Raw genomic sequence first — 24,516 nt, forward strand, 5'->3', positions numbered from 1 at the left:
AAACCCGGCGAAGAAGCACTCAAAATCATCCTCGAAACCGCTCTATGACTTCACCAACAATCGCTTACCCAACAGCGGAGGAGAAAGAAAGAATTTGAGATTAGATTAAGCCGTTAATAGTCGATAGAGCCGTTTTTAGGCACGAACAGTCGAACAGGGTTCCACAGTTGAAGCATGGGTTTTCTATTTGAGACAGACCACACCCCTGATCACGAGTGTATCCACTGATAGGTTCTCATCACACACCCCGTGTGCAAAGTGTAAATGTGCCGTATTCCGACGATAGAGAGATATTAGGCTGGTTTTGTATATTGAGTATGGCCTCGTGGGATGACACAGACGTACTGGACTCCGTGTAAGAGATGAATTGAGTAACAAGTCGAGCGGGAACACCCCGTGTGTAAAATGAAATTCGAACGGTGAACATCAAGAGAGCCGGAGACTGGACCGATTTTCACTTCGATGATGGGGGGATGGTCGACCCTGCGTTTACACTTCGATGACGGGGGGTGTCAGACGCGCGGCTTGCACTTCGATGATGGGGGGTGGAACAACTAAGTCCAATCACAGATACACAAATTCACATGAGGGCCGCCGATTCTACGTTACACATCGATGACGGGGGGTCTTCCACCAGATGTACTTCGGTGATGGTTCTTACTGACGAGCCGTGAAACAGCTGAATTCGCGGGAAATATTGGATACAACGGGCGAATAAACATCGACGGGGGTTAATCTTTTTAATGCTCCGGTGTACAGCAGGCATATGGCCGGTAGTGATCAAGAAGGGGCGGATCAATCCACCCTTGATGAAGAAACTAGTTCTACATCGGATGGACAGCAGTTAGAATCCGCCCGTGAGGATGCTGCCGGAGACTCAAGCCACAATCAGGGATCGACTGAAGAGAGCGCTCAGCGGTCGATCCGTGATATGCTCGATGATGAGGGGGAGGCATCGGTTTTCGTCAACCGGGATCTCGTCGAGCCTGACACGATTATCGACGAGGAGCGAATCGTCGGCCGTGACGACCAGCTCGAGTCCGTCGTCTCGTTTCTGAAACCGACTCTCCAGGGAAATCGGCCGCCGAATATGCTGCTGTACGGTCCCGCAGGAACAGGTAAGTCACTCATCATCGGGGCCGTCACGCAACAGATCATCGAGCTCTGTCAATCCAAAGGCGAACGGTTCGGCGTTGTCGATATCAACTGCCAGCCAATCAATACGCTCGATCAGGCCGTCTACGAACTCGTCCAAACTGTCGCCCAGGACGTTGGGAGGGAAGTCGGTGTTCCAGAGACCGGCGTATCGACGAAGCGCAAGTACCGACGTCTGTACGAACTCATCAACGAGCACTACGATTCGGTCATTTTCATTCTCGACGAGATCGACCTCTTAGTCGGCCGGCGCGAAAACGACGAACCCGCATACTCGAAACTCCTCTATCAGCTCTCGCGGGCGAGTAACACGAACGAAATCGAAGGCCGCGTGTCCGTCGCAGCACTGACGAACGATCCAAAATTTATGGAAGACATCGACGGGCGTGCCGAGAGTTCATTCAATCCACGTGACGTCTACTTCCCTGACTACGACGCAAACCAGCTGCGCGAAATTCTCGAAAATCGACGCGATGCGTTCCGTCAAGATGCACTCGAGGACGACGTGATTCCGCTCGTGGCGGCGTTCGCTGCACAAAGTCACGGTGACGCACGGAAGGCGATCGACCTGTTCCGCGGTGCCGGTGACCTCGCAGACGAACGGGGAGATGAAGTGGTCACGGAGGACCACGTCCGAGAATCTCAGGAGGAGATTGACAAAGACCGGTCGCTGAAGCTCGTTGAGGGGCTTACGACACAAAAGAAGATTTCACTGTACGCAACCGCAGCCGTTGCGTATCACTCGAGTCGGACGGGTAGTTCCGTCCCAAGCCCGGTTGGATTCAAAGTTTATCAGTGGGTCACGAACGAACTCGATGCGGACCAGATGACTCGTGAAACGTACGTCAAATATGTCAAAGAACTCTCGACATACGGGTTGATTTCAACATCCCGGAAAAGCCGCGGACGAGGCGGCGGGATGTATATGGAGTTCACATTCACGGGTGATCCTGAAGCGATGATGACTCGGATCGTCGATGATACACGCCTGGAAGGAATAGCCCAGCAGGAAGAACTCCTCAGTTCAGTCGTGAATGCTCAGCTGAAAGAATTTCACGAGGAGTAAGAATCCTGGCGAGCACCCGGTGGAGAACACACCCCCCGTCTTCGATGTGTAAAGTCGAGATTGTAGCGGGGGAGAAGTCGAGAGAGTCCTGAACTGGTGGCGGTGAGTCAGCGAACGCGGAGCAGCCACTTCCGCATCAGATCTTTCTAACCCACTGGAAACGAGATCAAGACACGGAGTCTCGTGACCCCCACCCCCCGTCATCGATGTGTAAACAGCAGGGGGGAAGGGGGAACTCACGTAGAATAAATTACGAAAGTCGTGCTTGACGCCACGAGACGGTTGAAAACAAGAGAGATCGTGTAGGAGGTCGAGAAGCGTGATTGTTCGGTTAGTCGAAGTATCGCTTCTCCTAACCTTCACATCTAAATGTAGTACGGTTGCAGTTGTAACGCACTGCATATAAAACTTCGTCAGACAATATGCATTGCTTACGAGAATATAGATTGCGTCGCTGAGACGCTCTCCTTCGTGTTAATGCCCTCATCGCCGGTTTTCGCCATTCTGTTCTCGTCACCCCCCTCCCCCCTCTCATGGTTTTACACATCGATGACGGGGGGAGGGAGTGCGACCGTGATTCTCTATTGAACCATTCGTTGCCCGGTCACTGGAAATCGGTTAGCTCTGGCTCACGTACCCCTGCGAGTTCTTGTTGTATCTCCGTGCGATCCCACCCAAGCGGTGACAGAACACTCTCGACAGCTCTGACGAGTTGCGTCTCGTAGTACGACGCATCGTACGACTCCGTCTCTTCGTGAGCCAATGCGACCCGCTCTCGAGAACTCTTCTCGTCGTCGACGACCACGTACTCGATGTCCTGTCCCGGGTGGATGGCGAGGTCCTGGTCGCGAGCCCGCTTCAGCACCGCCACGTTCTGTGTGTTCTGCGTGAACCCTCTAGCGGCTTGGAGACACGATTTCTATTGAGTAAATGGGAACTGAGAAAGGAACTCTATCGATAGCGCTGGACGTGTAGTGGTGTGGGGGAGGGGTTGGATCGCAGATAAGTCACGGAATTTATGAGGGGTATGTCAGTCGCCAGATCCAAAGCTCACGTAGAACTCTCCACCCCGCAGCTTCTCCCAGAGGGGTTCATCATCCTCTTCAAATTTCCCGTAGTCAATGAAGTCCTGAATGTCTCTAACCGTGATGCCATTCGTACTGTCATCCTTACTGCGCCACGCACGCGGGAGACTCACTAAACGGAGGAGGTAGCGGTCTGTTGATTCACGGACTTTCTTCGGCAACTTACCTGCCAATGGATCGGGACCTCGCCGGCGGGCCATCCGGAACTCGTTTCCGGTCAATTTGACGCGGCCATTGGTCGCTCGGTCTGGTGTAACGGCCTTGACTTCGACCCGTCTCATATGTTCGGGACGCCAGCCCGAGTTCGCTTCTTCGTCCATGCCGGCGAAAGGGTCGATATAATCGAATCCGGGCCCACGCTCGTCAGAGACGTCGAACAACAGGCGGAATGCAGTCCGATACGGTGATTCATCGGGGATTGTCACCTGCCGAAGGACCACTTCCGGCCGTTCGCCCTCAATTGCTGGCTCATCTGTATCGATATCTGCGATGTCTTCAACCGGTTTCATTCGCCAGATATCGGCGCTCCGCCATCGAGTGAGTTCCTCGATGATTCGCTCTCGTGTCGATTGGTCTTGCGTCCGGAACTGGTTCCACGTACGCGCCAGACACAGCAGTTCGGCTTCACGCCCTCGGTCATCAGCAATCTCTGCATTTGATGTCGGGGTACTAGATGAAGTCGATCCAATACTGGGAGCGCCCCCATCGTCAGGTGCATCTTCTAGTGTGAGTGATGAGTTAACCGCATCATCCAGCTCGGCATCCGACGCTGACACCCACTGCATGGTGAGCTCTCGTCGCTTGGCGTGGCTTGTAGGTCCACCGCCGCCACCAGTGTCCTCACGATACCCGTTCAGTGCGTCAGTAACAGTCGCGAGCGACTCGGTGGGGTTCTCGAGTGCCGTCGTGAACGCCCTGAGGAGCTTATCGGTGTCATCGTCCTCACTGAGTGAGGCGGCGAACGTTTCGTGGCGGGTTGCGTGCCACTCGGCGACGGTCGTTATAATGGATTCGGGAATAGGCCCGTCACTTTGTTTTGGGAGTTCGATCAGCAAGCGGTCCCTGAGCGTTGTCGCCACGCGGTCGCCGGCGGGAATGCCCTCTATGACTGGTGTCAGTGGCGCCGGTGGCGCTGTTGGGTTGGCAGCTGTTTCGACGGCTAGGGCGAAGGCGGTTTCTGCATCTGATTCGCTATTGGTGTACGTCGCCCAGAAGGCGTCAATTTTGGCGACGGCAGTGAGGTACTTTCGGAGGGACTCGACGTCGCTGTCGGTCGGCCACGAATCGAGTTCATCCCAAACTTGGTGGCCTCTTAAGTCATCGCGATGAAGCTCTGAGGCGTTCTGGAGTGCTGTAGCAATATATTGGAGTCGTGCGTAGAACTCCTCCGTCGCTGCGGCCGCAATACAATGCCGGGTGACCGGTTCGGCAAGCCCCGCAGTCGTGAATGCCTCCACCCACGCATTGACGACAGTGTCCTCCGTCTCGTTCGGTGCATTCGCCATTTTCTCCAACGTGGGTTCGACATCGTCGTCCGGATCGATATGCAACTCCGGTGGGCTTGCCGTCTCGTCGATGTTCGAAAGCAGTGTTCTTAGTGCCGCTTGAACCAGCTTGAATCGCTGTTCTCGGAGCTCAGAGAGTTCTTTGCGGACATTCTCTTTCTGTTCGGCGTAATCGTAATCAAGTGCGTAATCTGGCTTGATGAGGATGTTCTCGAAGACATCCCTAAGCGAATATTGGTCGATAACTTGGGCAAGGCCATCTGCTACGAGGTATAGCGGGATCTCTGTCGAATCGTCACTGTGCTCGTCGATTGCGCTCCGATAGATAGCGATCTGATTAGGCTTTTCCTCAGCAGTGGTTGGCGGTGACCACTGCGTTGATCGTCTCGAACTCGTACCTTCTGGGTTCTCGATAATCCCGATTGGATTGTTGATGATCGCATTAAGCTGGTTGTAGACCGATCTATGGTCGGGCTCAGATACATCTGCATCGTATGCGGCTAGCAGATAGATTATCCGGGGCTTCAGTGTGGATTTGAGATCCTCTATCGCATCTTGTTCTTGCGCTGTTGGCTCGGACTCGTCTTCGGGAACTCCGAGGTCCGGTTGTTCCGTCTCTGTTTGAATTCCAAACGGAGGTATTGGCCCATCGGGGGCACCCCCGAGCAGGTATGCAATGGCTCGTGCCTCTCGACTGGGCCGTTCGACGATCGCAATGGACTCGTCATTGGCGAACTGCTCGCGTGCATGCTGTGGGATTTGCTGCGTGTAGATTCGTAGCTCAGGCTCCTCGACTTGTGGGACGTCCTCCTCAACGTGGAGGATGAGCGAGTCGTCGGCCCATCGGACCGGGAGTCGAACGCCAGTATGCCAGATATCTCGACGAATCCACTGGCGCTTGGGTTCCTCATCAGTGAGTTTTCGACTGACTTGCGAGGTCGCCGTGAGCCGCCGTAACAATCCATAGGTGGGCACTGTATTCGACTGGGAATCCCATGTGGATTCCATCGCCGAAAGCGCTTGATGGTCGTATGTGCGATGTGTATCGGCAACCGCACGGCTGGTTAAGAACTCGTTGAGTCGATCGGCCGCTTGGGCCGGGGTTAGTCCATCAAGCGGCCGTGCACCAAGCATTGTCGGCAGCGATGCAATGTCGACGTTCGGCAGTTCTCCATCCGAATCGAACCGCGACTCGATGCTTGCGATAATTTCGTCGAGATCGAGTCGTGGCAGATAGCTGGCCGCACCGCGTTGCTCATCGGCGGTGATCAGTGGCCTTGCTGTGTGAAGGTCCTCTGGCATCAACCCACCGGGCGGTTCCGCAGGATCGTCATCTGTATCTGGTTCCGTGACCGGCCAGAGTGCCGCATCCTGTAGTTGGACGACCCCGAGCGCTGGAATCGTGGCGTCGTGTGTATTCGGTTGGTGACTGTAATGCGTACCGTCACAGTACCAAGCAGTGTCTGTGATGGTCGCCGTGAGTTCTGGCCAGATAAGCGCCGTCGCATCCCGAACTGCCTCCCGATGACCCCGGTCAGCGTCTGGATTGAGTTCCGTGAGATGCCACCACGTTGGGATCGCCAAGTCCTTGTTGTACTCCCACTCCTCAATATCGCAGTCTAACCAATCTTTTTGACAGCTACCCGAGTGGCCGGCACTGAACGCTGGATGGTGTTCTGAGCGCCAACTAATCGTTTGGTACCGCTCCAGCAGGTCTTCGGGTGGGGAAATCGGTGGATTGGCTTCGAACTCGGGATCGGCATCCGCGAGGGACTGCACTTCCGAGAGTGATAGCGCGCCCGTACGACGGTCGTCGGTGCCTCGGCCAGGGAAGAGCCATCCCCAATCGATGTGGGGGCCGACCTGGACGCCCAGATGCAACAAGAAGTAGAGTTCCCACCGCTTGCGTTCTGCCTCTGAGAGGTCCATCTGTGCATGGATGGCCTCCCACTGCTCGTCACTGGGCGGCGCGAGGGTTGGGGTGTCCGTGGGTTCGAAGTCTTGGCGGCACTCGATTGCTGCGGCCCATCGCCGGAACTTCGCGGCCGGCTCGGCCTCACCATCATCAGTCCCGGAAAATGGATACTCGACGCCATTTTCACTTGCGAGCGAATCCGCAACGGCGCTGAATCTCTCCGCCCATTCGGGGCCGAACACCAGTCGCTCGGCTGGGAGTTGGTTGCCGTCGTCGGTCGGAAGCGGGATCGTCTGCACGTATCGTCGCTCGAGAAACGCATCGTAGTCCGTTGGGGTACCGGTGAGTGTATCATACGCGAAGACTTCCTCGACGTCGTCGAACTGCTTGTTGTGGAACGGCTGGGGGGTCACCCACTCGGCAGTTTGTCCGGCTGTGGATTGCTTGTATAGATCGGCTAGGTAGCCGACGACGTCTGGGTCGCCATTTTCGTCGCCCGAGAACCCACCCGCTTCGGCGCCGACACGGCGATAGAAAGCTGCTTGCCCTTCCAGCTCTCGGGTTCCCCAGCGTCGGTTATGCCGCTTGAGCGGGCCGACCCACTCGTTTTGATACGGAATGATATAGACCGGTAATTGTTGGGGTGGAGTGGGGAGTTCCGCCATGGATTGTTGTGACTCACCGGGCTCCTGGCGGCGGAAGACGATGCGTTCACTCCGTTGGCGGGATCCATCATCGGATTGCCCCTCGCTAGGCCTCGCGCGAACTAATCTGGTTACGGTTGCCTCCTCCGACTCAGTCGTCGATGTGCCTTCCTTGTGTTTCTCTGCCGGCAATAGGGGGACACCATGTCTACCGAGGCGGGTCGCTGCATCGACTTCTGCATCGTTTTCATCGTCGTCATCCGCATCTGCGCCGTGGCCGGCTAGCGCCTCCGCTATGGCCTCGAAGTACAGCTCTGCGTGGGTTGGCTGCTCGACAGTCACATGCCACGCATCGAACCCACCATCCGGTGTGGTTGTACTGGCTCGTTTCCAGAAGTCACAGAGGACCGTCACGAGGTCATCTTCCGATGCATCTGCTGCAATCGTCTCGATAATCGTGGTCAACCCGATCTGGGAAAGGAACCCGTTGAACTGGGATTGGTCACTCGGCCCCGATTCGGGGAGGTCGGCTTTCCACGCTTTCCCATTCGCGATGACCTCTGTAGCAGGGATCGGCGGCGCGGCATCCCGCCCACGCAATGCCTCGAAGGCTTCCAACCGCGTCGGGTCGAGCAGTGTCGCCGTCGGCTGCAACGGTTCCTGGGAGTCAGTCGGGACGATCGCGGTGTCTTGGAGTCGACTGAGGGTGTCAGCGATTCCATTTGCGAGCGATGTCCCGGCGTCAGTCTCGGCGACGTCGACGGGGGCAACAAGCCACGGCATCCACGATCGATATCCCGACGGTGGAGCGTGAGTTGCCTCGTTGCTTTGGATGAGGTCTTCGCTTACGGTCGCGATGAGCGTCGGGAGCTCCTTGAGGAGCGTCTGGTTTTTTTCAGCAGTCGCGAGATGTTGGCGATCGAAACTCACCTCGAAGGGAGCATGAATTACGAACGGGAACGGCGTCGAAGCATCCGAAATCGGGTAGTAAAGGTGGAGAGGTTCTGGCGTTGGTTCCCAATCGGCTGCCTCGGGGCGCGGCTGTTCCAGCAGGATATCTATCGTTGCCGATTCGGCGTCGATGTCGCGGTCCTCATCCGTCAACCACTGATGGACCTCTGGGGTCAGTGTCTGTGAGTATCGAAGGAACTCTCGCTTATGGGTGGTTGTGCCGGCAGTAGTGGTCGTTTCCTCTGTGACTGTATGCGGAATTCGGGAGAGTTCGGGATCATCGCCGATGGACGACTGGTGGGTACTGTCGGTCTCGATAGTCACTTCCCGGCGGTCACTAATCTCAAGCGAACCGGTTTCCTCGGTGTCATCGCCCTCGAGTTTGAGGAAATCGATTTCGTCGAGTTCCCCAAGGAGGACTAGCGTTGACGCAGAAAGGTCGGTACACTCATCCCAGAATTGCGCTTGGGGTGTCTTGTCGCTGGACAGTCCGCCAACGTTTGCGCTTCGCCGGTTAGTCTCAAAGGCGTCGACGATATCGCGACCACTTTCGGCGAGTGCGCTTTGAACAGAATCGAGCAACCCGGTCCATTCCGGGTCATCATAATCAAGCCGGACGACCGTCTGGTAAGTGTCGGCATGGTCCTCGAGCCATTTATTGTCCGGCGTTGCGGTTGATGAAGAGGATTGACCTGTCTTGAGGAGGGCGTCAACGAGCCGGCCTGTTGCATCTGACTCCTCGCGGTCGGTACTGATGAGGAATGGGTACCGGAATAAAGAGAGTCGAGGCAAATCGGTGAGGAACTCGCTTGGCGCTGGCGGCGCCTGCTCCTCGGTCGACTCCCGCTCAGCGATGGTGTCGATATCCGGCGTTGATGGGAGTCTCGACCATGCTTCTTCATCTAGGATTTCGTCGAGAATAGACTGATACGACTCGATGACGGAACTCTCGACATCGAGTTCATTTCTGAGATTTGTCTTGAGGTAATGGTCGTACCCTGCTAACAGCATCTGGCCCGCGCGATAGCGAGAGAACTGTGCCGAGAGCTGATCGTCATCGACGACCGAATGGACGGAAAACCGCTCACTCAGCTGGAGTAACGATTTGAGACCAACCCCTTTCTCACCGATCGAGTCGCTGTTGTCGAGTTTCTCCGATCGGCCGAGTCCAGTGACCGCCTCGAACACATCATCATCGTCGAGTTCAAACGGCCGACCAGTGTTCGCGATGAGTAAGGATTCTGGGCCGACGATAACAGCCACTCGTCCGTCATCGTCGGATCCGTCGCGAATCGCGTCCCGCGCATTCTGGATGAGTTCCAAAACCGTCCGACTCTCGTGCGTGGAGGCGACGACTTGATTGCCGACGCCAAGATCCGCCTCCTTGCTCCATCGGCTTTCGTTCGTTAATGCACCGAGGAGGTCTTGATGTTCAGTGCGACATAATTCTTCGATCGTCTGCTTTGGGGACCCTGAGCCACTCACTGAAACTCTAAACCTGTAGCCTGTGCGGTCTTTCCCCACTTAAATAAAAGGTAGGGTCGATACGCCTTGTTGTACGAGTCCGGCTCCTTCGCCCTCCCGTCAAAACTACAACCAGGAACGACCGAACCAAGCTCTCAACGGAGGAAATCCAGCTGAGGAGGTGCTGAACCAGACAGTAACTTTCACTCCTGTAGTTCAGGGGCCACAACGTTGATCTCCTTTCGTTGAATCCAAGACTCAGTGATTCATTGATCACCGTCTTCTTTTGCTAGTTCGCGGATCTTTTCCTTCGTCTCTTCGCGGTGCTCGCCGAACGCCACTTCGAAAATCCCCCGGTAGAAGTGCTTGTTCTTCTCGAGCGTGACGTCCTCTCGCTTCAACTGTTTCTTCAGCCGCGTGAATGTGACCTCGATATCCTCGCTCTGTTCCGGTTCAACGTATATTGTGGCTGAGTCCCAGTCCTCGCGGATGTTCAATGGTTCATCATCCGTTTCTGTTGCCTCCTCAGTGGGAGACTTAGTATCCGCCGAGCCAGCACCCTTCTCCTGACCTGATTGCTCTTCTGTGGCGGCTGCAGGTTCGCGGTCTTGTCTCTCTGTTTCCGACGTCGCCTCTGCCGTCTCGTTGTCGTCGTCCGCGACTTCTTCGTCTTCTGCTTCCTCTGATGGGTCCTCAAATCGCTCGTCCATTCCTCGGGGCATAGTTACACCTCCACCTGCGTTTTGTCGAACGCCCGTTCCATTGTCTCAGCTATCTCCAGGAAGAGGTCGCGCTCGACTTGCTGGTCGTTCGCGTCCTCCCATTCGAAAATATCGCAGCCGTTGTCCCACGCGCGCTGTATCGCTACCCGCATTGGAAGCTTGAAGATCGGCGCTAGTGATGCATATGACTCGTCAAATGCCTCTAGGAACTTCTGTGACTGACCATCGTCTCTATACATGTTTGCCAGTAGTCCCACGATCGCAATCTCGATCTGTTGGTTGTCCTCGATGGATTCCAGCTGATCCCAGAGATCGTCTAGTGCCGCTTCAAGCGTGATTTGTTGGATATAGTTGGCGGAGTTTGATGCGGGCATCGTCGGTGGTGAACTGCCAGTCAATGGTGGATTCGTTCTCGTTGCGAGTGCGTTCCCACGCAGCGACCTCCGCACGGAGGGTCGCTGCGTCGGGAATCCGTCGGTTGAGACATTCTGTGGCGAGTGCGCTGAACTCAATCTCGGCCATGTTGAGCCAACTGCCGTGCTTGGGCGTGAAGTGGAACTCTAGCTTTCCAAGGAGACGATGCGCTTCTGCTGGAGGAAGAAACTCGTAGAATGCGTAGGCTTTGTGGGCGCTGAGATTATCGAGCACCACCCGGATGCAGTCGGCATCCGGGTAGTGCTCATCGACGAGCGTCTGCATTTGCTGGACGAACTCACGTTTCCGACGGCGTTTCGTTACCTCGACGTGTCGCCACCCGGTGAGCGGTTCGCTCATTATAAAGAGATTCCGCGTTCCGTTGCGTTTGTACGTGTAATCGTACCGAGCGACCGCTCCCGGACGGGCCGGGAGCGGGTCGCGGACGTGCTTGTGTAACTCCTTGTTGCTCTCGTCGAAGCAGATGACAGGACGCGTTGGGTCGTACGGTTCGTGGTAGAGATCGAGAACGTCCTCCATTCGGTGGACGAAAGCAGCGTTGTGTTCGGGTTTGATCACCCATTCTTCTGATCGGTGAGGGTGCAGCCGTGTTTTTTTAGCACCTGTCGCACGGTTTCGTGAGAGATCGACTCAACGTCGATCTCGTTGAGAGCAACGAGTTGGTCGGCGAGGAGATGAAGCGACCAGCGAGAATGTCCTTCTGGCGGCTCGCTGCACGCTAATGCGATGAGGTGAGCCTCAGCTCGTCCGTCAAGTTTGCGCTCGTAGACGCGGTCGGCCTCGCGGCGATTAATCGCCGCAAGGCCGTCCTCAGCGTACCGCTTGCGGAGGCGACCAACCGTTCCGGGATGACAGCCGACGGCTTGACCGACCTGCTCGTCGGTCAAGCCGTCATCCGCATGCAAGAGACAACGTACACGCGTGAGAACACGCGTTTTGTACGTTCCAGCGGAGAGCATCGCTTCGAGTTCGGCGCGTTCGTCAGCGGACAGATCGACAACGTACTTCTGGGTTCGCGGCATGATGGACTTCAGAACACGTCTGAATACTACCTAGAGGTGCTCTGAGTAGATAAATCTAGCAGTTCAAGCTTGAAGCGGCACTAGAATAGTGATTTAATCCAGGGCCAGTATGCGACCCACGAGAGCGCGACGACAAATATCGAGCAGACCATTGTCACGAGTCCGAAGCAGACTACGTCGTGTGTCGTGAGCGGCCCCTGTTCTTTCGTCACGAGAACGGCCGTCGTGTTGAACGGAAAAACCGTCGTTGAGCCCACCACGAGGAGGACGCCGAAGGCGAGTGAGAGTTGGTCAATTCCGAGCCCTGCCCCGAGACGGAGAACGATCGGGAGGATGACGAGGATGGCGGCCGACCCGGTTGAGAAGACCGCGCGAATGCAAGCCGCCAGCAGGAGCAGGACACCGATGCTCTGCCACGACGTGAGCGCGTAGAACGGGATCGCTCCTCCAATCGATTGAACGAGAAACTGGAGTGCGTCCACCGACTCCATCCGATTCAGCAAGGAGAACATCGCACCGACGACGAACAGAATCCCCCAGCTGACGTCTAGCATCTCATCAGCGGTTAAGATGTCGACGCCGGGGAATGTGAGAACGGCGACGGCGAGTGCTGCTGGTACGATCGCTGGAATACCATGGAACGAACCGATGATCCACAGGCTGACCGCTCCGACCATCGTCACGGCGACGAGCCGTTGCTCGGGGTCAAGCGTTCGGAGCGTCCCGGTGTCTGGACTCACTCCCCCATCAACCTCCAGGTGCTCCCTTGACGACGGTCCATAGAGTCGACTTGCGGCCCCTGCGGTGAGGCCATACAACACCACGACTGGTGGGACCATGTAGACCGCCCACTCGGCCCACCCCATCGGCGTGACGGTCGTTCGAATAATCTCGGACGTGACAAGCGCCATCCCCCCGGCAGTCATCAGCGCCATCGAGGCGATAGTGTTGACGTGCCCGAGAACGAGAAACGCTGCACGCTCGAAGTCGCTCCCCTCCTCAAGACCGAAGGATGCCGCCATCTCCTCAATGATGGGAACGAACGTCGTCGCGCGGGCGACAGCTGATGGCATAACGAATGCCAGCGCGAAGACGTGGATGGCCACCGAGTGGATCGGCCGTGGTGACTGGGAACCGTCTGCGAGAAGCCGGGATGCGAACCAACGGTCAAGGTTGACCTTGTCGATGGCGATGCCGAGGAGAAAGACGAGGAGCAAGAAGAAGACGAGCGAAGAGGCAAACCCGGATGCCGCCACGCGAAACGATGGGGCGCCACCAAGCACGACCAGCAACACGACGGTAAATGTGGACGAGACGACGTACGGAACGGCCTTCGTGAGCCAGAGGATAAGCGTGAACGCGAAGATGGCGAACACGTTCTGGACGGCGTCGGTGAATATCGATGACTCGACGACCACTCCCCAGCAGATGGCGGTGATAGCAGCGATGACGCCGCTAAGTCGTCGTACCGAGGTGATGTAGCTCAAGCCGCCAGCGATCCCGCCCTTAGTCATGGTATCTCTCGCGGCCGCTAGCGACGGTGGTGGATGCTCGGCTGGTCATCGTGGCGTGCTCTCGACCTCGGGTGGTTGCGGGCTGGACAGCAACATATGAGTAGTACGACGGCCGGCTCAGTCGTCGGCCGACGTGCTCGACGGTGGTGTCGTTCCGTTTGCCTCCGTTCCGGCGTCTTCCTCGTCAACAGGGAAGTAACACGCGGCGGAGTGCGTGTCGTCACCTGCTTCGTCGAGAGGTGGTTCGGCTTCTCGACATTCGTCTACTGCCTTTGGGCAGCGTGGGGCGAACGCACACCCGCTCGGTAGGTTCACCGGGTCGGGCGGTTCACCGTCGAGTAGCACCCGTTGGCGGTCCTCAGTCGGGTCCTTCTCGGGTGATGCTGAGAGGAGTGCCGACGTGTAAGGGTGTCTCGGACTCGACACCACCCGTTCGGTCTCCCCGATTTCGATGATGCGCCCGAGGTACATGATGGCCAGTCGATCGGATACCTGCGAGAGACTCGCGAGGTCGTGAGAGATGTAGATGATACCGATTCCATCCTCGTCGGCAAGGTCCCGCAGTAGGTTGAGGAGGTTGACTTTCAGCGAGACGTCGAGCATCGACGCTGGTTCGTCACAGACGAGGAATTCCGGATCAAGGACGAGTGCACGCGCGATGGCGACACGCTGACGCTGACCGCCTGACAGTTCGTGGGGGTATTCGTCGAGGAACTGTTCTGCGGGCGTCAGCCCGACTCGCTCTAGGGTCTCCGCGACTTTCTCTTCACGGCTTCCTTCCGCAAGGTCGTGAATCTCTAGTGGCTCGGTGATGAGCCGCTGAACGGTTTGGCGCGGGTTCAACGAGTCGAAGGGATCTTGGAAGATTATCTGAGCCTTCCGTCGGAACTCCTTCATCCCGCCCTGTTTGTACTCCTCGATGGATTTCCCGTCGAACGTGATGGTGCCTCCAGTCGGGTCTTCGAGGAGTGAAATAGTCTCGCCGAGCGTCGACTTCCCACACCCGCTCTCGCCGGCGATGCCGAGAACCTCGGACTCGTGGAGTGAGAAGGAGACGCCGTCGACGGCCTTTACCTGCTGTGGTTCTTCACCCCGAAGGCGATCGAGGAGCGGTTGACTCGTGGAGTACCACTTCTGTAAGTCGTCGACACGGAGAATCTCTTCTGTGCTATCGGCCTCCTCCTCGTCTTCAACCGGATCGATACCCCACGTTTCGGGGTCTTGAGACTGCGAACGCATCTGCGCTGCTTGATTGACGTGGTGGCATGCTGACCGGTGATTGCGATTTGGCAAGTCAGTAAGCGGTGGGTGTGACTGCTCACACTCCTCAGTGGCGAAGGGGCAACGGTCGGTGAACACACACGACGTCGGCGGAGCGCTCAGGTCGGGCGGCGAACCCGGGATCGAGACTGGATCATCGCTGAGCTCGTCCACTTCGGGGAAGGAGTTCTTCAGCCCCATCGTGTACGGGTTCGTCGGGTTGGTGAGGACGTTATCGACGCTTCCCTGCTCCATCACCTTCCCTCCGTACAGCAGCGAGAGCTCGTCGCACGTCTCGGCGATGACGCCGATTTCGTGGGTTATGAGCAGCAGCGAACTATCGATACGATCCTGGATTTCGAGGATTTTATCGATGATCTTGTCCTGAACGATGACGTCCAGCCCGGTCGTCGGCTCGTCGGCGATAATGAGGTCGGGTTCAAGCGCGAGCGCCATTGCGATGGTGACCCGCTGGCGCATCCCCCCAGAGAATTCGTGGGGGTATTCGTCGATGCGGTTCGGGTCAAGGCCAACCATCTCGAACAGCTCGCGGATACGATCACGAGCCTTCTTCTTTGAGACGTTTCGATGGGATTGGATCGCCTGTCGAATCTGCTTCTCGCAAGAGAGGACTGGATCAAGTGCGTCCATCGCACTCTGGGGGATGTAGGCGATGTCCTCCCAGAGAACGTCGCGGGGCTCCTTCTCGGAGAGTTTAAGTAGATCTTCGCCCTTGAACCGGACTTCGCCGGTGTCGACGTGGCCGTTGTCAGGAAGTAGCCCGAGGATCGCCTCGGCGGCCGTCGACTTGCCGGAGCCGCTCTCGCCGGCGAGTCCGTAGTTTATGCCCTCGTCGATGTTGAAGGAGATTCCGTTGACTGCGTGGACGCGTCCCTCTTCTGTACCGTACGTGACCGTGAGGTTGTCGACTTCGAGTAGACTCATTGTTCTGTGTTGATTTCGGGGTTGATGACTTCCTCGTAGGCGCGGCCGATGAGGAACACCGATGTTGTCACCGCGGCGATACCGATTGCTGGCGGGATGACCCACCACCACGCGACACGGATACTGCCGGAGGCGAACACCTGCCGGAGCATCCGCCCCCAGCTTGTCGTTGTCGGGTCGCCAAATCCGAGGAAGGCGAGGCTCGCCTGCGCTGCGATGGACCACGCGACGCCGTAAGCCGTATAGAGGAAGCCGATGGGTAGGACGTTAGGTGCGACGTGGAAGAACATCGTCCGGAAGTCACTAGCGCCGCTGGCCTTTGCGGATTTTACGAACGTCCGCTCGCGGACGGTCAACACCTCCGAGCGGACGACGCGAGCCGGCATCTTCCAGAGGAACGCGACGATGACCACGGTGATGATCCAGATGTTCGGTGAGATGAACGTCAGGAGGAGTAGCGCCATCGGCATAAACGGCAGCGAGAACGTGAGGTCAGTAAACCGCATCAGGATCTCGTCAACCCAGCCGCCGAAGTAGCCGCTGACGAGGCCGACGAGGAATCCGATGATTCCAGTTCCGAGCCCACCGAATAGCCCGACGATGAGTGTCGGCCGCGCGCCGGCGAGGAACTGGCTCAACACGTCCTTCCCGTACGCCGTCGTGCCGAATGGTGCGGCTGCCGTCGGTGCGTGGAGGCGCATAATGGCGCCGTTTGCCGTCTGCACGGTGTATCGGATCGGGTCGTGGGGTGCGAGATAGGGTCCGAACACACCGAGGAAGACGAACGCGCCGATGATCGTCATCCCGGCGAACGCCGGCCGGTCCTTCGAAAGGAACTGTATCTGTCCAACCGCCTGTGTGGCCTTCGTGCGGAGCCACGATCCGGAGGGGCGACTGAAGCCGAAGTCAACAGACATCAGGCCTCACCTCCTGAGGAGACGGTCGGGTCAAAGTAGGCGTACATTACGTCTGCGACGAGATTCATGATGATGACTGCAAGTGCCATGATGAAGACGGCCGCCTGGACGACTGGGAAGTCCTGCTGTTGAATGGCGATAACGAGCTCGCGCCCGATTCCCGGCCACGCGAACACGACTTCTAGGAGGATGAGTCCCTGAAAGATCATCCCGAGACGGAGTGCGAAGTACGTCATCACGGGCAGCATCGAGTTGCGACCCGCTTGGAGGAGTTGTTCGTTCTCCGAAAGCCCCTTCGCGCGGTGCAGCTTCAGGAACTCGGAGCCTTTCTTTTCGACGACGCCGTTGCGCGAGAGCAACAGGAAGTCCCCACTGTAGTACAGCACCGCCACGCCGAAGGGCAGAATGTAGTGGTAGAGGAAGTCGACTGAGAGGTAGGTATCCAAGAGCCCGGTCGGTGTCGCGGTGATACTCCGCATGCCGAAGGGGGGGAAGATGCCGAGGTTGTACGAGAAGACGATGATGATCAGGAGCGCCGTGATGAACACGGGCGTCGAGCGGAGGAACGTCGTCGTGATGATGCTCCCCTTCTCGAAGCTCGAGCCACGGTTCCAGCCGGCGTACATCCCGAGCAGAGTGCTCACGACAGCAGTCGTGACTAGCGCGGGTATGAGGAGGATGAGCGTGTTCGCTAGCTTCGGTGCGAGTATCGACCACACCGGCCGGCTTTGCCGGATAGAGTAGCCGAACTGGAACGTCAATAGATTCTGGAGGTAGATGAGGTACTGCTTCCACATCGGCTGGTTGAGGCCGTAGAGGGCCATAATCTCCTTCACCTGCGCGTCGGAGAGGTTGCCCGATGCGATGAGAGTCGTGAACGGACTGCCGGGAAGCAGCCGAAGCGTGAAGAAGATGACCGACACGGCGACTAGCGTAAGCATCGCCGCGACGGTGAGTCGCTTTGCGAGGAAGCGCTGGAACTGACTCACCAGCCATCACCTCGTCTTGGAGTCGCGTCGTATCGCGCGACGACCATCCGTGTCGCGTGCGCCTCACGGCGGTGTGGACGGCCGTGTCTCGGTACGTATCGGTAGTCTGATCTCATAAAATTTGTGTTGAATGTGTTTTGTCGGTGGTTGTCGTCGCTGTCACGCCCCTCCCTGAGAACCGGCCGGGGGCCCGGCCCGGATTCAGGCGAAGCTCGGTTGGCCGAGTTCCGTCCGTCGTTTGTGGCAGTTACCGTTCTGGATCCGCTCCACGTACGCGGCCCACGCCTCACCGTTGGGGAACTGGAGGTTGCCGTTCGAGTCCCAGGTGTAACCTGCCTCCTTCAGGATCGACTTGGCCTGCTTGACGTCGTACTTGTAGTCGTAGGTGTTCTTCGAGGACCATCCGGTGAGCTGTGAGAGGAAGTTCTCACCCTGTGGAACGGTTGCACGCCCCTGTAGGACCTGCTCGACGAACCCCTCCTTGTCGACGGACTTCGCGACTGCGACGCGGAATTCCTTGTCGCGGATGAGTGGCGACGACCACATGAGCTTCACGTCGAGTGGCGCGAAGTTGTCGGCGACCTTCTTCTCGACGTTGCCCGTTCGGGACGCTCGTTTGGCCTGTGCGTTCGAGAGCTTCCCCGCGACGGCGTCGAGCTTGCCGTTCTGGAGCGCACCGATAAGTGCGTCGACGTTCCCGACGTTCGCCCAGACCACCTGCTCAATCCCAGTCCCGGACTGAGCGGCTGGTCCGAGATACTGCTCGCGCCATTCGCTAGACCACATCCAGTGGTCGTCGCTTCGGCTGACGACGAACTCCGTTCCGGGCGACCAACTTCCGAACTGGAAGGGACCCGTACCGATCGGATTCTTCGGATTATGCTTGGACGGATTATCGACGTCCTTCCAGCGGTGTTTGGGAATGATGACGCTCCGGACGACACGCTGCGTCAGGAACGAGGCGTCGGGCCATTTCAGGTTGAAACGGACCTTGTGTTCCCCGAGCGTCTCGACGGACTCGATAGGCGTGTAGAACGGTGTCTGACTCGTCGAGGAGTGCTGTTTGTAGAAGTCGGCACTGAACTTCACGTCCTCGGCGGTGAAGCGCTCGCCGTCGTGCCACTTGACGCCCTCGCGAAGCGTCATCTCGACGGTCGTATCGTCGACGAACGACGCACTCGTGGCGAGTCCCGGGATGATTTTGAGGTCCGGAGACGCGTCGAAGAGGCTGTCGTAGATATATTTGAGGCGTTTCTCCTCCGCGCCACCCGATGACCACGGGAGGTTCAGGGAGTTCATCGAAATCGTCGTCCCCTTGACGAACGACGTTTCGTCGCCGGTCGGCTGGAGATTGACCTCGGTCCACTGAAAGGAGTCGCCGGTCGGGCCGTTCCCGGGCGTTATGACGTAGCCGTTCCACTTCTTCGTGTTCACGGCGGTGATGACGTCGGGGAAGATGGAGATGATGCCACCGACGTCCTCAGCGAAGATCTTCAGCGCCTCGTCAACGAGGTTGGCACGCTTCTCCCGATTGCCGGTCGTCGTCCGCTGCTCCGCGAGCAGTTCGTTCAGCTTCGGGTGCCAGTAGTTGTCGTAGTTCGACGGGTTGCTCTTGTACCGCCGCATCGCCAGCGGGTTCGGGTCAACGCCACGCTGTGGGTCCGGACCATGTGTACTCATCGAGACGGTCGCTTCGAGTCCCTTCGTCGTCCAGCTCTGGGCGTAGAGCTGATTCAGCGGTCGGTCGTTGAGCGTTGTCGGGACGCCGAGATTCCGGAATGCACGCTGGATCATGAACGCGTGCTCCCGCATCCAGGGGTCGTCCTCGCTCGAGAACTCGAGGGTTATCGGATCCAATCCTGCACCAGCGCTGGCCGTATACTCCATCGGTGGTGAGTCCGCGTCGATAGTCGGCCAGTCGTGCCAGTATTTCGTCTCGACCTTCGCGGGCGTCCCTGAGGGAACTTGCGCTTCGCGGTCCCCCGCACTGGAGGTCGCCGTCTGACTCGAGCTGGAGCTATTGCAGCCCGCCAGCGTCGTTATCCCCGCGACACCCGCTGCAGTCGCCTGCAGGTAGCGTCGGCGAGAGTGCTTCCGTTCGCCACTACTGTCATTATCGACCATGACGTCTCTACAATATGGGTATGATTCAATAGTAATAGCGCCGAACCGGTGTGAACATCATCATTCTTTAAATGATGCGGGTGTAGTTGTACATAGATCTACATTATTCTCGAGCTCCGAAGACAATCTCGAGGAGCGTATTCTCCGCGGTCCGGATACGCTCACTAAACGTCGACTGCTGAATGCCAAGCTCGTCTGCGATAGCCTTCGCGGACTGTTCTCGCGGAACCTCGAAGTATCCCATCGTATACGCCGCCTCAAGAACACCGAGCATTTCGTCCGATAGCTTAGAGATGAGTACATCAGCAATACGACCGCTGTCCAATGGTTCACCCGGCTCGTCAGTTTGGACAACACTCCTGACCTCGAACGTCCCGAACTTCTCCTCAATTTCGTCGGCCATATTCCGGAAGTCCTCCCACACCTCGACAGTAACAGTACCGTGGACTGCGCCGTTCTTCCAGATAATTCGGTTGGGTACAGCGTTCTGCCGGAGAACGAGACCAAGGAGGAATGGGAACGGCTCGTTGACAAATGCCATTCCTCGCTGGACATTAGTCCCACCTGATGTCGTCGGGAGCTCCTGCGTGTAGAGCAAGGAAATCCCCGAAATACTGTCCGCCGCGGCCTCATAGTCAAACGGTTCAGTCGACGCGATCGTGAGTGATTCGAGCCACACCCCATCCTCGACGTAGAATGCGTTATCCAGCTCAATGCTCCCGTCCGATTCGATACGCCTGGCGAGTTGCGCTAGCGTCCCCGCCGGCGCCGTTACGAATTCAATCGTTAAGATATCTCGACACCCCAACGAGAGTGTGACGAAAGCCCGGTATATAGCCTGCGGGATGGCTGTCAACGGCTGTGTTGAATCGCCATACGGCGGTGGAATTCACTGTTTCACAGCTCGCTTGATGTTATAGACGACACACATCAGAGCGATTTCTCGGAACTCACAGAACCACGAACGCGCTCGCACGGCGAGAGTGATCACCGCAGCTTCTGAATACTGACCATTGGTGTTCGGTTAAGCACTGGATCGCCTCCTGAAGGCCTCAGCTTGCCTTGTTTTGCCGCCGGTTGAGACCAGTCTCAGACACTTTTACAGGTAGATTCCGCCAAGCTAACCGGGAAATGGACGCTGTCTGGCGATATGGCGTCGCTCAGACGGCTTGCCTGGATGTGTCGAAACCTTGCCAAACAGCACGTTGACGAGCCCGACGTACCCGCCGCGCCGGACGGCGCGGACGGGTACGCCGAGTGGGTGCAAATCGCGTTGATCCTGTTCCGCGTCGAACTGGAGAAGAGCCTTCGTGAATCCGAGGACTACCTCAACGAGATGCCGCATATCCTCGCCGTATTTGATCTTGACGAGGCACCGCACTACAGTTCGTTCTGCCGGTGGGAACAAGAGTACCGGATGCGGGAGCTCCGCCGCCTGCTCCGCGCTTAATGAGCGAGAAAACCTTTGTCGGTCACGTTCGATCACAAAGCGATGAGCGGAGAGCGTCGAAAAGAGATCAAGCATCATCTCCCAGAGGAGAAAATCGACGAACTCCTTCGTGAAGCCACAGATGATCGCCGAAAAGAGCGGCTCGGGTTTCTGAAGAACCTCTATTACGGCGATTCGGTTGCGGAAGCTGCCGACCGTGAGGGACGGTCGGCAGCGACCGGGAGGCGCTGGGCGGACGCTTGGAACGAAGGTGGGCTTGAGGGATTGATGCCGAGTTTCGGGGGCGGTCGGCCCCCGAAACTCGACGAGGACGAACAAGAAGAGCTGGTGGAGATGCTTCGAGACGGCCAGCCGTGGAAATCACAGGAGATTCAGCATCTCCTCAAAGAGGAGTTCGATGTCGAGTATCATCCGGATTACCTCGGGAAATTTCTCCGTGAGCTGGGCTTGTCCTACGCAAAACCCCGTCCGAAGCGTCCACATCGACCGGAGAATCCAGAAGAGATTCTCGACGAGCGCGTCGACGACGCGCTCGACGAGGATGACGGCGCTCACAATAGAGAGGAAGGAGATGACGAAGAAGGGTGGGTTATTGACGACGATGTCTGTACGGATGGCGGAACTGTTCTGGGGTTTTTCGATGCGTCACAGCCACAGCCGTACGATAATTCTCGCCGTGTCTGGTACGTAGACGATCCACACGTGGAACGGCCGCTAGTCAAGACGGAGGACTCGGCGGTTGGATTCTACGCACTGAACGGGGAGAGTACGGTTCGCTGGAAAGAAACCGAGGAGAAAGAGCGGATTTGCGAGGTGTTAGAAGCGGTACGCGAGCAGAATCCCGGCAAGCGGATTCTGCTCGTCTTGGACAAGCACGGCTCACACGTCTGTGAATACACGCGCAAGCGTGCGCATCAACTTGGGATCGATCTCATCTTCCTTCCGTCAGGATCGCCGCATCTCAATCCTATCGAGCAGGTCTGGAAATATCTCAAGTGGACCATGGCACCGATCATCGTCAAGGACGAAGACGAGTTCCACGAACTCGTCAAGGACGTGTTCGATTAAGTAACACAGCGAATCAGTTTTGCAAAAGACTGGTGTCAGAAGTTCCTCGACCTTCAGAAGTTTCCTTGATCATTAGGCCAGTTCCGGGAGCTGACTCGGAAATGCATCATCCATAACCTGACGCAGGCGGCGAGTTAGAGCTCGCCGCCTGCTCCCTTTCTCCGGACGTATCCGGGAGAGGCATCGCCGTCGTCACCGACACAACGAAGTAAGATACCATAGTTTTGACCCTTCGGCAACCGCCGTGAGTGACAGCGATTGCATCTTCTGACTCCACGTACGCGCTTCTGACGGCGTGAGACTACAAACAATCGACCCTACCCCGACGCTGTCTTGCGTTCAACAAGGCAATATTCTGTCGACGCTTGGGTTCGATTCGTTTGAGGACGAGTTCGGGATTGAATCTGACCAAGATGAGGTACGCCACGAAATTCGAGAGAAGACGGACCAAGAGTTTGAGAAACGTCTGTCCGTCCGATCGCTTTAACCCCCTCTGAGAAGTCGGTTTTGCGAGTACCTGTCGAAGCCTTCTCAGCTGACTATCCTATCCAGCTTCGCCATCCACACAGAAGGTACGACCTCCTTTGCCGAAACGAAAGGAACGAACAAAACGAATGGAATGAAGGGAATGAAGTAAACGAGGTTGATGAATTGGATTCTCCAAACGAACTGGTTTGTCTCTGGTTGGCTTGTAGTAGAAACGAACAAAACGAACGGAACGAATTGAGTGATAGAAATGAACGCAATTAGTTCAACGAGCGAAACGAACAGTTGGTTTTAACATCGTAGTAATCCTCTCACCGAGTGAAACACCCTCACCGAACGCACCGAACTAAACGAGAAAAACGAACGAAACGAACACAACGAGAGAAACGAAGATAATGACCGACACCAACACCGCACGAATCACGGTGGCGAATCAGAAGGGAGGCGCGGGGAAGACAACCGACGTCATTCATACTGGCGGCGCACTTGCCGCCCGAGGTCACGACGTCCTCTTGGTCGATATCGACTACCACGGCGGGCTCACCTGCTCGCTTGGCTACAACGATCTGTACTACGATACCGACCGTACGACGCTGTTCGATGTCCTCGACTTCGACCAGATGGAGTCGGTGAACGACATCATCGTCGAGCACGAGGAATTCGACATCCTTCCCGCCAGCGAGAAACTCGCGAACAACAAGAACATCCAGACGCTGCTTGAGGCGCCGAAGAGTCGCGAGCGGTTGGAGATGACTCTCGACGAGCTCGACAAGGACTACGACTACATCATTGTCGACACGCCGCCATCCCTGAACGTCCTCACCGACAACGCCCTCGTCGCGACCGGCAACGTCGTCATCCCCGTCATTCCTGAGAAGCTCAACGCCAACAGCCTCCAGATTTTCGCAAAGCAGCTGAGCTCTCTCGAACAGGCGTACGGAGACATCAACCGGCTCGCCATCGTCTGTAACCGTGTCGAGCAGAACGCTGAGCACCGCGATACCATCGAGGAGATCAAGTCGGCGTACTCCCTCCCAGTGTTCGAGATCCCGAAGCGGACCGACCTCTCTCAGTCGATTGGCGAGGGTGTGTCCGTCTTCGGCTTCGGCAAGGAGAACCAGCGCGTCGAGGATGCACGCGACCTGTTCAATGAAATTGCCGACCTGTTCGACGAGACGTTTGAGAAGACCGCACCTGAGGAGGTGGAAGCATGACCGACGGCTGGGGCGATGCTTCCGGCATCGAGGGCAACTACGAAGAGGAGGACGAGGAGGTCGAATCCAGCGAAACGAGTGAGGTGAGTGAAACGGTGGAAACCAGTTCATCGACCGAAACGACCGAATCGACTTCAACGAGTGAAACGAACGAAACGAGCAAAACGAAGACGAACATCAAGGACGAATGGAATGGGCGGACGATCTACATTCCCGACGATGTCCTCGACGAGATGGAGGATACCTACCTCGAGTCCCAACTGAAGCTCCGCAAGGCGGGGCAGGACGAGTTCAAGAAGAACCGTCACTTCTACCCGCTACTCGTCCAGTTCGGTGTTGAGGCGCTCTCTGATGCGGATGCTGAGGAAATCCAGGCTCGGCTCTCGGAACTCGGCGACTAATGACCTCGCGCAGAGCACAACCTCGGAGGATGGATTTGATGCGTGCCTTCTGTTCGTCCGAAGATAGTGTGAAAAGGGAGCTGTCATGCGGTTCTCATTTTATATCAGCAAGAAAACTTTTCTGAGTGACATACTGCGTGGCTGTTTACTAATCACCGGACGCAAGCCCGTCCATCCGCAGTAT

Annotated in this window: 11 protein-coding genes and 6 pseudogenes; 5 read left to right on the top strand and 12 right to left on the bottom strand. The window is 57.1% G+C overall.

The window, feature by feature from the left end; genetic code table 11:
• Positions 1-766 precede the first annotated feature (766 nt).
• A complete protein-coding gene (locus ACQUQ0_RS13070; RefSeq protein WP_435185666.1) occupies positions 767-2,221 on the top strand; it encodes an orc1/cdc6 family replication initiation protein in 1,455 nt (484 codons plus the stop codon).
• Positions 2,222-2,825: 604 nt separating this feature from the next.
• Here the strand turns inward: ACQUQ0_RS13070 and ACQUQ0_RS13075 are convergent.
• From ACQUQ0_RS13075 to ACQUQ0_RS13130, 12 genes and pseudogenes are all read right to left on the bottom strand, one after another.
• A pseudogene (locus tag ACQUQ0_RS13075) lies at positions 2,826-3,151 on the bottom strand (type B DNA-directed DNA polymerase); the annotation flags it as partial.
• 100 nt (positions 3,152-3,251) lie between these two features.
• Positions 3,252-9,644 carry a sacsin N-terminal ATP-binding-like domain-containing protein gene (locus ACQUQ0_RS13080; protein ID WP_435185667.1) on the bottom strand — a complete coding sequence of 2,131 codons (6,393 nt, stop codon included), beginning with the start codon at positions 9,642-9,644 and terminating at the stop codon, positions 3,252-3,254.
• Positions 9,645-10,051: 407 nt separating this feature from the next.
• Positions 10,052-10,495, bottom strand: a complete 444-nt coding sequence (locus tag ACQUQ0_RS13085; protein ID WP_435185875.1) for a hypothetical protein — start codon at positions 10,493-10,495, stop codon at positions 10,052-10,054.
• Positions 10,496-10,509: 14 nt separating this feature from the next.
• Positions 10,510-10,848, bottom strand: a pseudogene (locus ACQUQ0_RS13090) (ParA family protein); the annotation flags it as partial.
• A pseudogene (locus ACQUQ0_RS13095) lies at positions 10,835-11,964 on the bottom strand (IS630 family transposase). The pseudogenes ACQUQ0_RS13090 and ACQUQ0_RS13095, both read right to left, overlap by 14 nt.
• Before the next feature lie 80 nt (positions 11,965-12,044).
• The gene (locus ACQUQ0_RS13100) at positions 12,045-13,478 is read right to left on the bottom strand and encodes an SLC13 family permease (protein WP_435185669.1); all 1,434 of its coding nucleotides are present in this window, start codon (positions 13,476-13,478) and stop codon (positions 12,045-12,047) included.
• A 117-nt stretch (positions 13,479-13,595) separates the two neighbouring features.
• Positions 13,596-15,683 (bottom strand): dipeptide ABC transporter ATP-binding protein, encoded by a 2,088-nt coding sequence (locus ACQUQ0_RS13105; RefSeq protein WP_435185671.1) that lies wholly within the window; start codon positions 15,681-15,683, stop codon positions 13,596-13,598.
• Entirely contained in the window at positions 15,680-16,600 is a 921-nt protein-coding gene (locus ACQUQ0_RS13110) for an ABC transporter permease (RefSeq protein ID WP_435185673.1), read from the bottom strand. The genes ACQUQ0_RS13105 and ACQUQ0_RS13110 overlap by 4 nt, the downstream gene beginning before the upstream one ends.
• Positions 16,600-17,589, bottom strand: coding sequence for an ABC transporter permease (locus ACQUQ0_RS13115; RefSeq protein ID WP_435185674.1), 990 nt, complete (start codon positions 17,587-17,589; stop codon positions 16,600-16,602). Before ACQUQ0_RS13115 ends, ACQUQ0_RS13110 begins: the two co-directional genes overlap by 1 nt.
• Before the next feature lie 201 nt (positions 17,590-17,790).
• Positions 17,791-19,713, bottom strand: coding sequence for an ABC transporter substrate-binding protein (locus ACQUQ0_RS13120; RefSeq protein WP_435185676.1), 1,923 nt, complete (start codon positions 19,711-19,713; stop codon positions 17,791-17,793).
• Between the two features lie 103 nt (positions 19,714-19,816).
• Entirely contained in the window at positions 19,817-20,497 is a 681-nt protein-coding gene (locus ACQUQ0_RS13125; RefSeq protein WP_435185877.1) for a helix-turn-helix domain-containing protein, read from the bottom strand.
• Positions 20,498-20,602: 105 nt separating this feature from the next.
• A pseudogene (locus tag ACQUQ0_RS13130) lies at positions 20,603-20,692 on the bottom strand (IS5/IS1182 family transposase); the annotation flags it as partial.
• Positions 20,693-20,863: 171 nt separating this feature from the next.
• Between ACQUQ0_RS13130 and ACQUQ0_RS13135 the strand changes: the two are divergent.
• The 4 genes and pseudogenes from ACQUQ0_RS13135 to ACQUQ0_RS13150 form a co-directional block, all read left to right on the top strand.
• Positions 20,864-21,160 (top strand): annotated as a pseudogene (locus ACQUQ0_RS13135) (IS5/IS1182 family transposase); the annotation flags it as partial.
• A 45-nt stretch (positions 21,161-21,205) separates the two neighbouring features.
• A pseudogene (locus tag ACQUQ0_RS13140) lies at positions 21,206-22,300 on the top strand (IS630 family transposase).
• Positions 22,301-23,112: 812 nt separating this feature from the next.
• Positions 23,113-23,931, top strand: a complete 819-nt coding sequence (locus ACQUQ0_RS13145) for a ParA family protein (RefSeq protein ID WP_095637937.1) — start codon at positions 23,113-23,115, stop codon at positions 23,929-23,931.
• Positions 23,928-24,332, top strand: coding sequence for a hypothetical protein (locus tag ACQUQ0_RS13150; protein WP_435185678.1), 405 nt, complete (start codon positions 23,928-23,930; stop codon positions 24,330-24,332). The genes ACQUQ0_RS13145 and ACQUQ0_RS13150 overlap by 4 nt, the downstream gene beginning before the upstream one ends.
• Positions 24,333-24,516 lie beyond the last annotated feature (184 nt).

The organism is Halobellus sp. EA9 (assembly GCF_051195055.1).
In the GTDB taxonomy this organism is placed as follows: Archaea; Halobacteriota; Halobacteria; order Halobacteriales; family Haloferacaceae; genus Haloquadratum; species Haloquadratum rubicundus.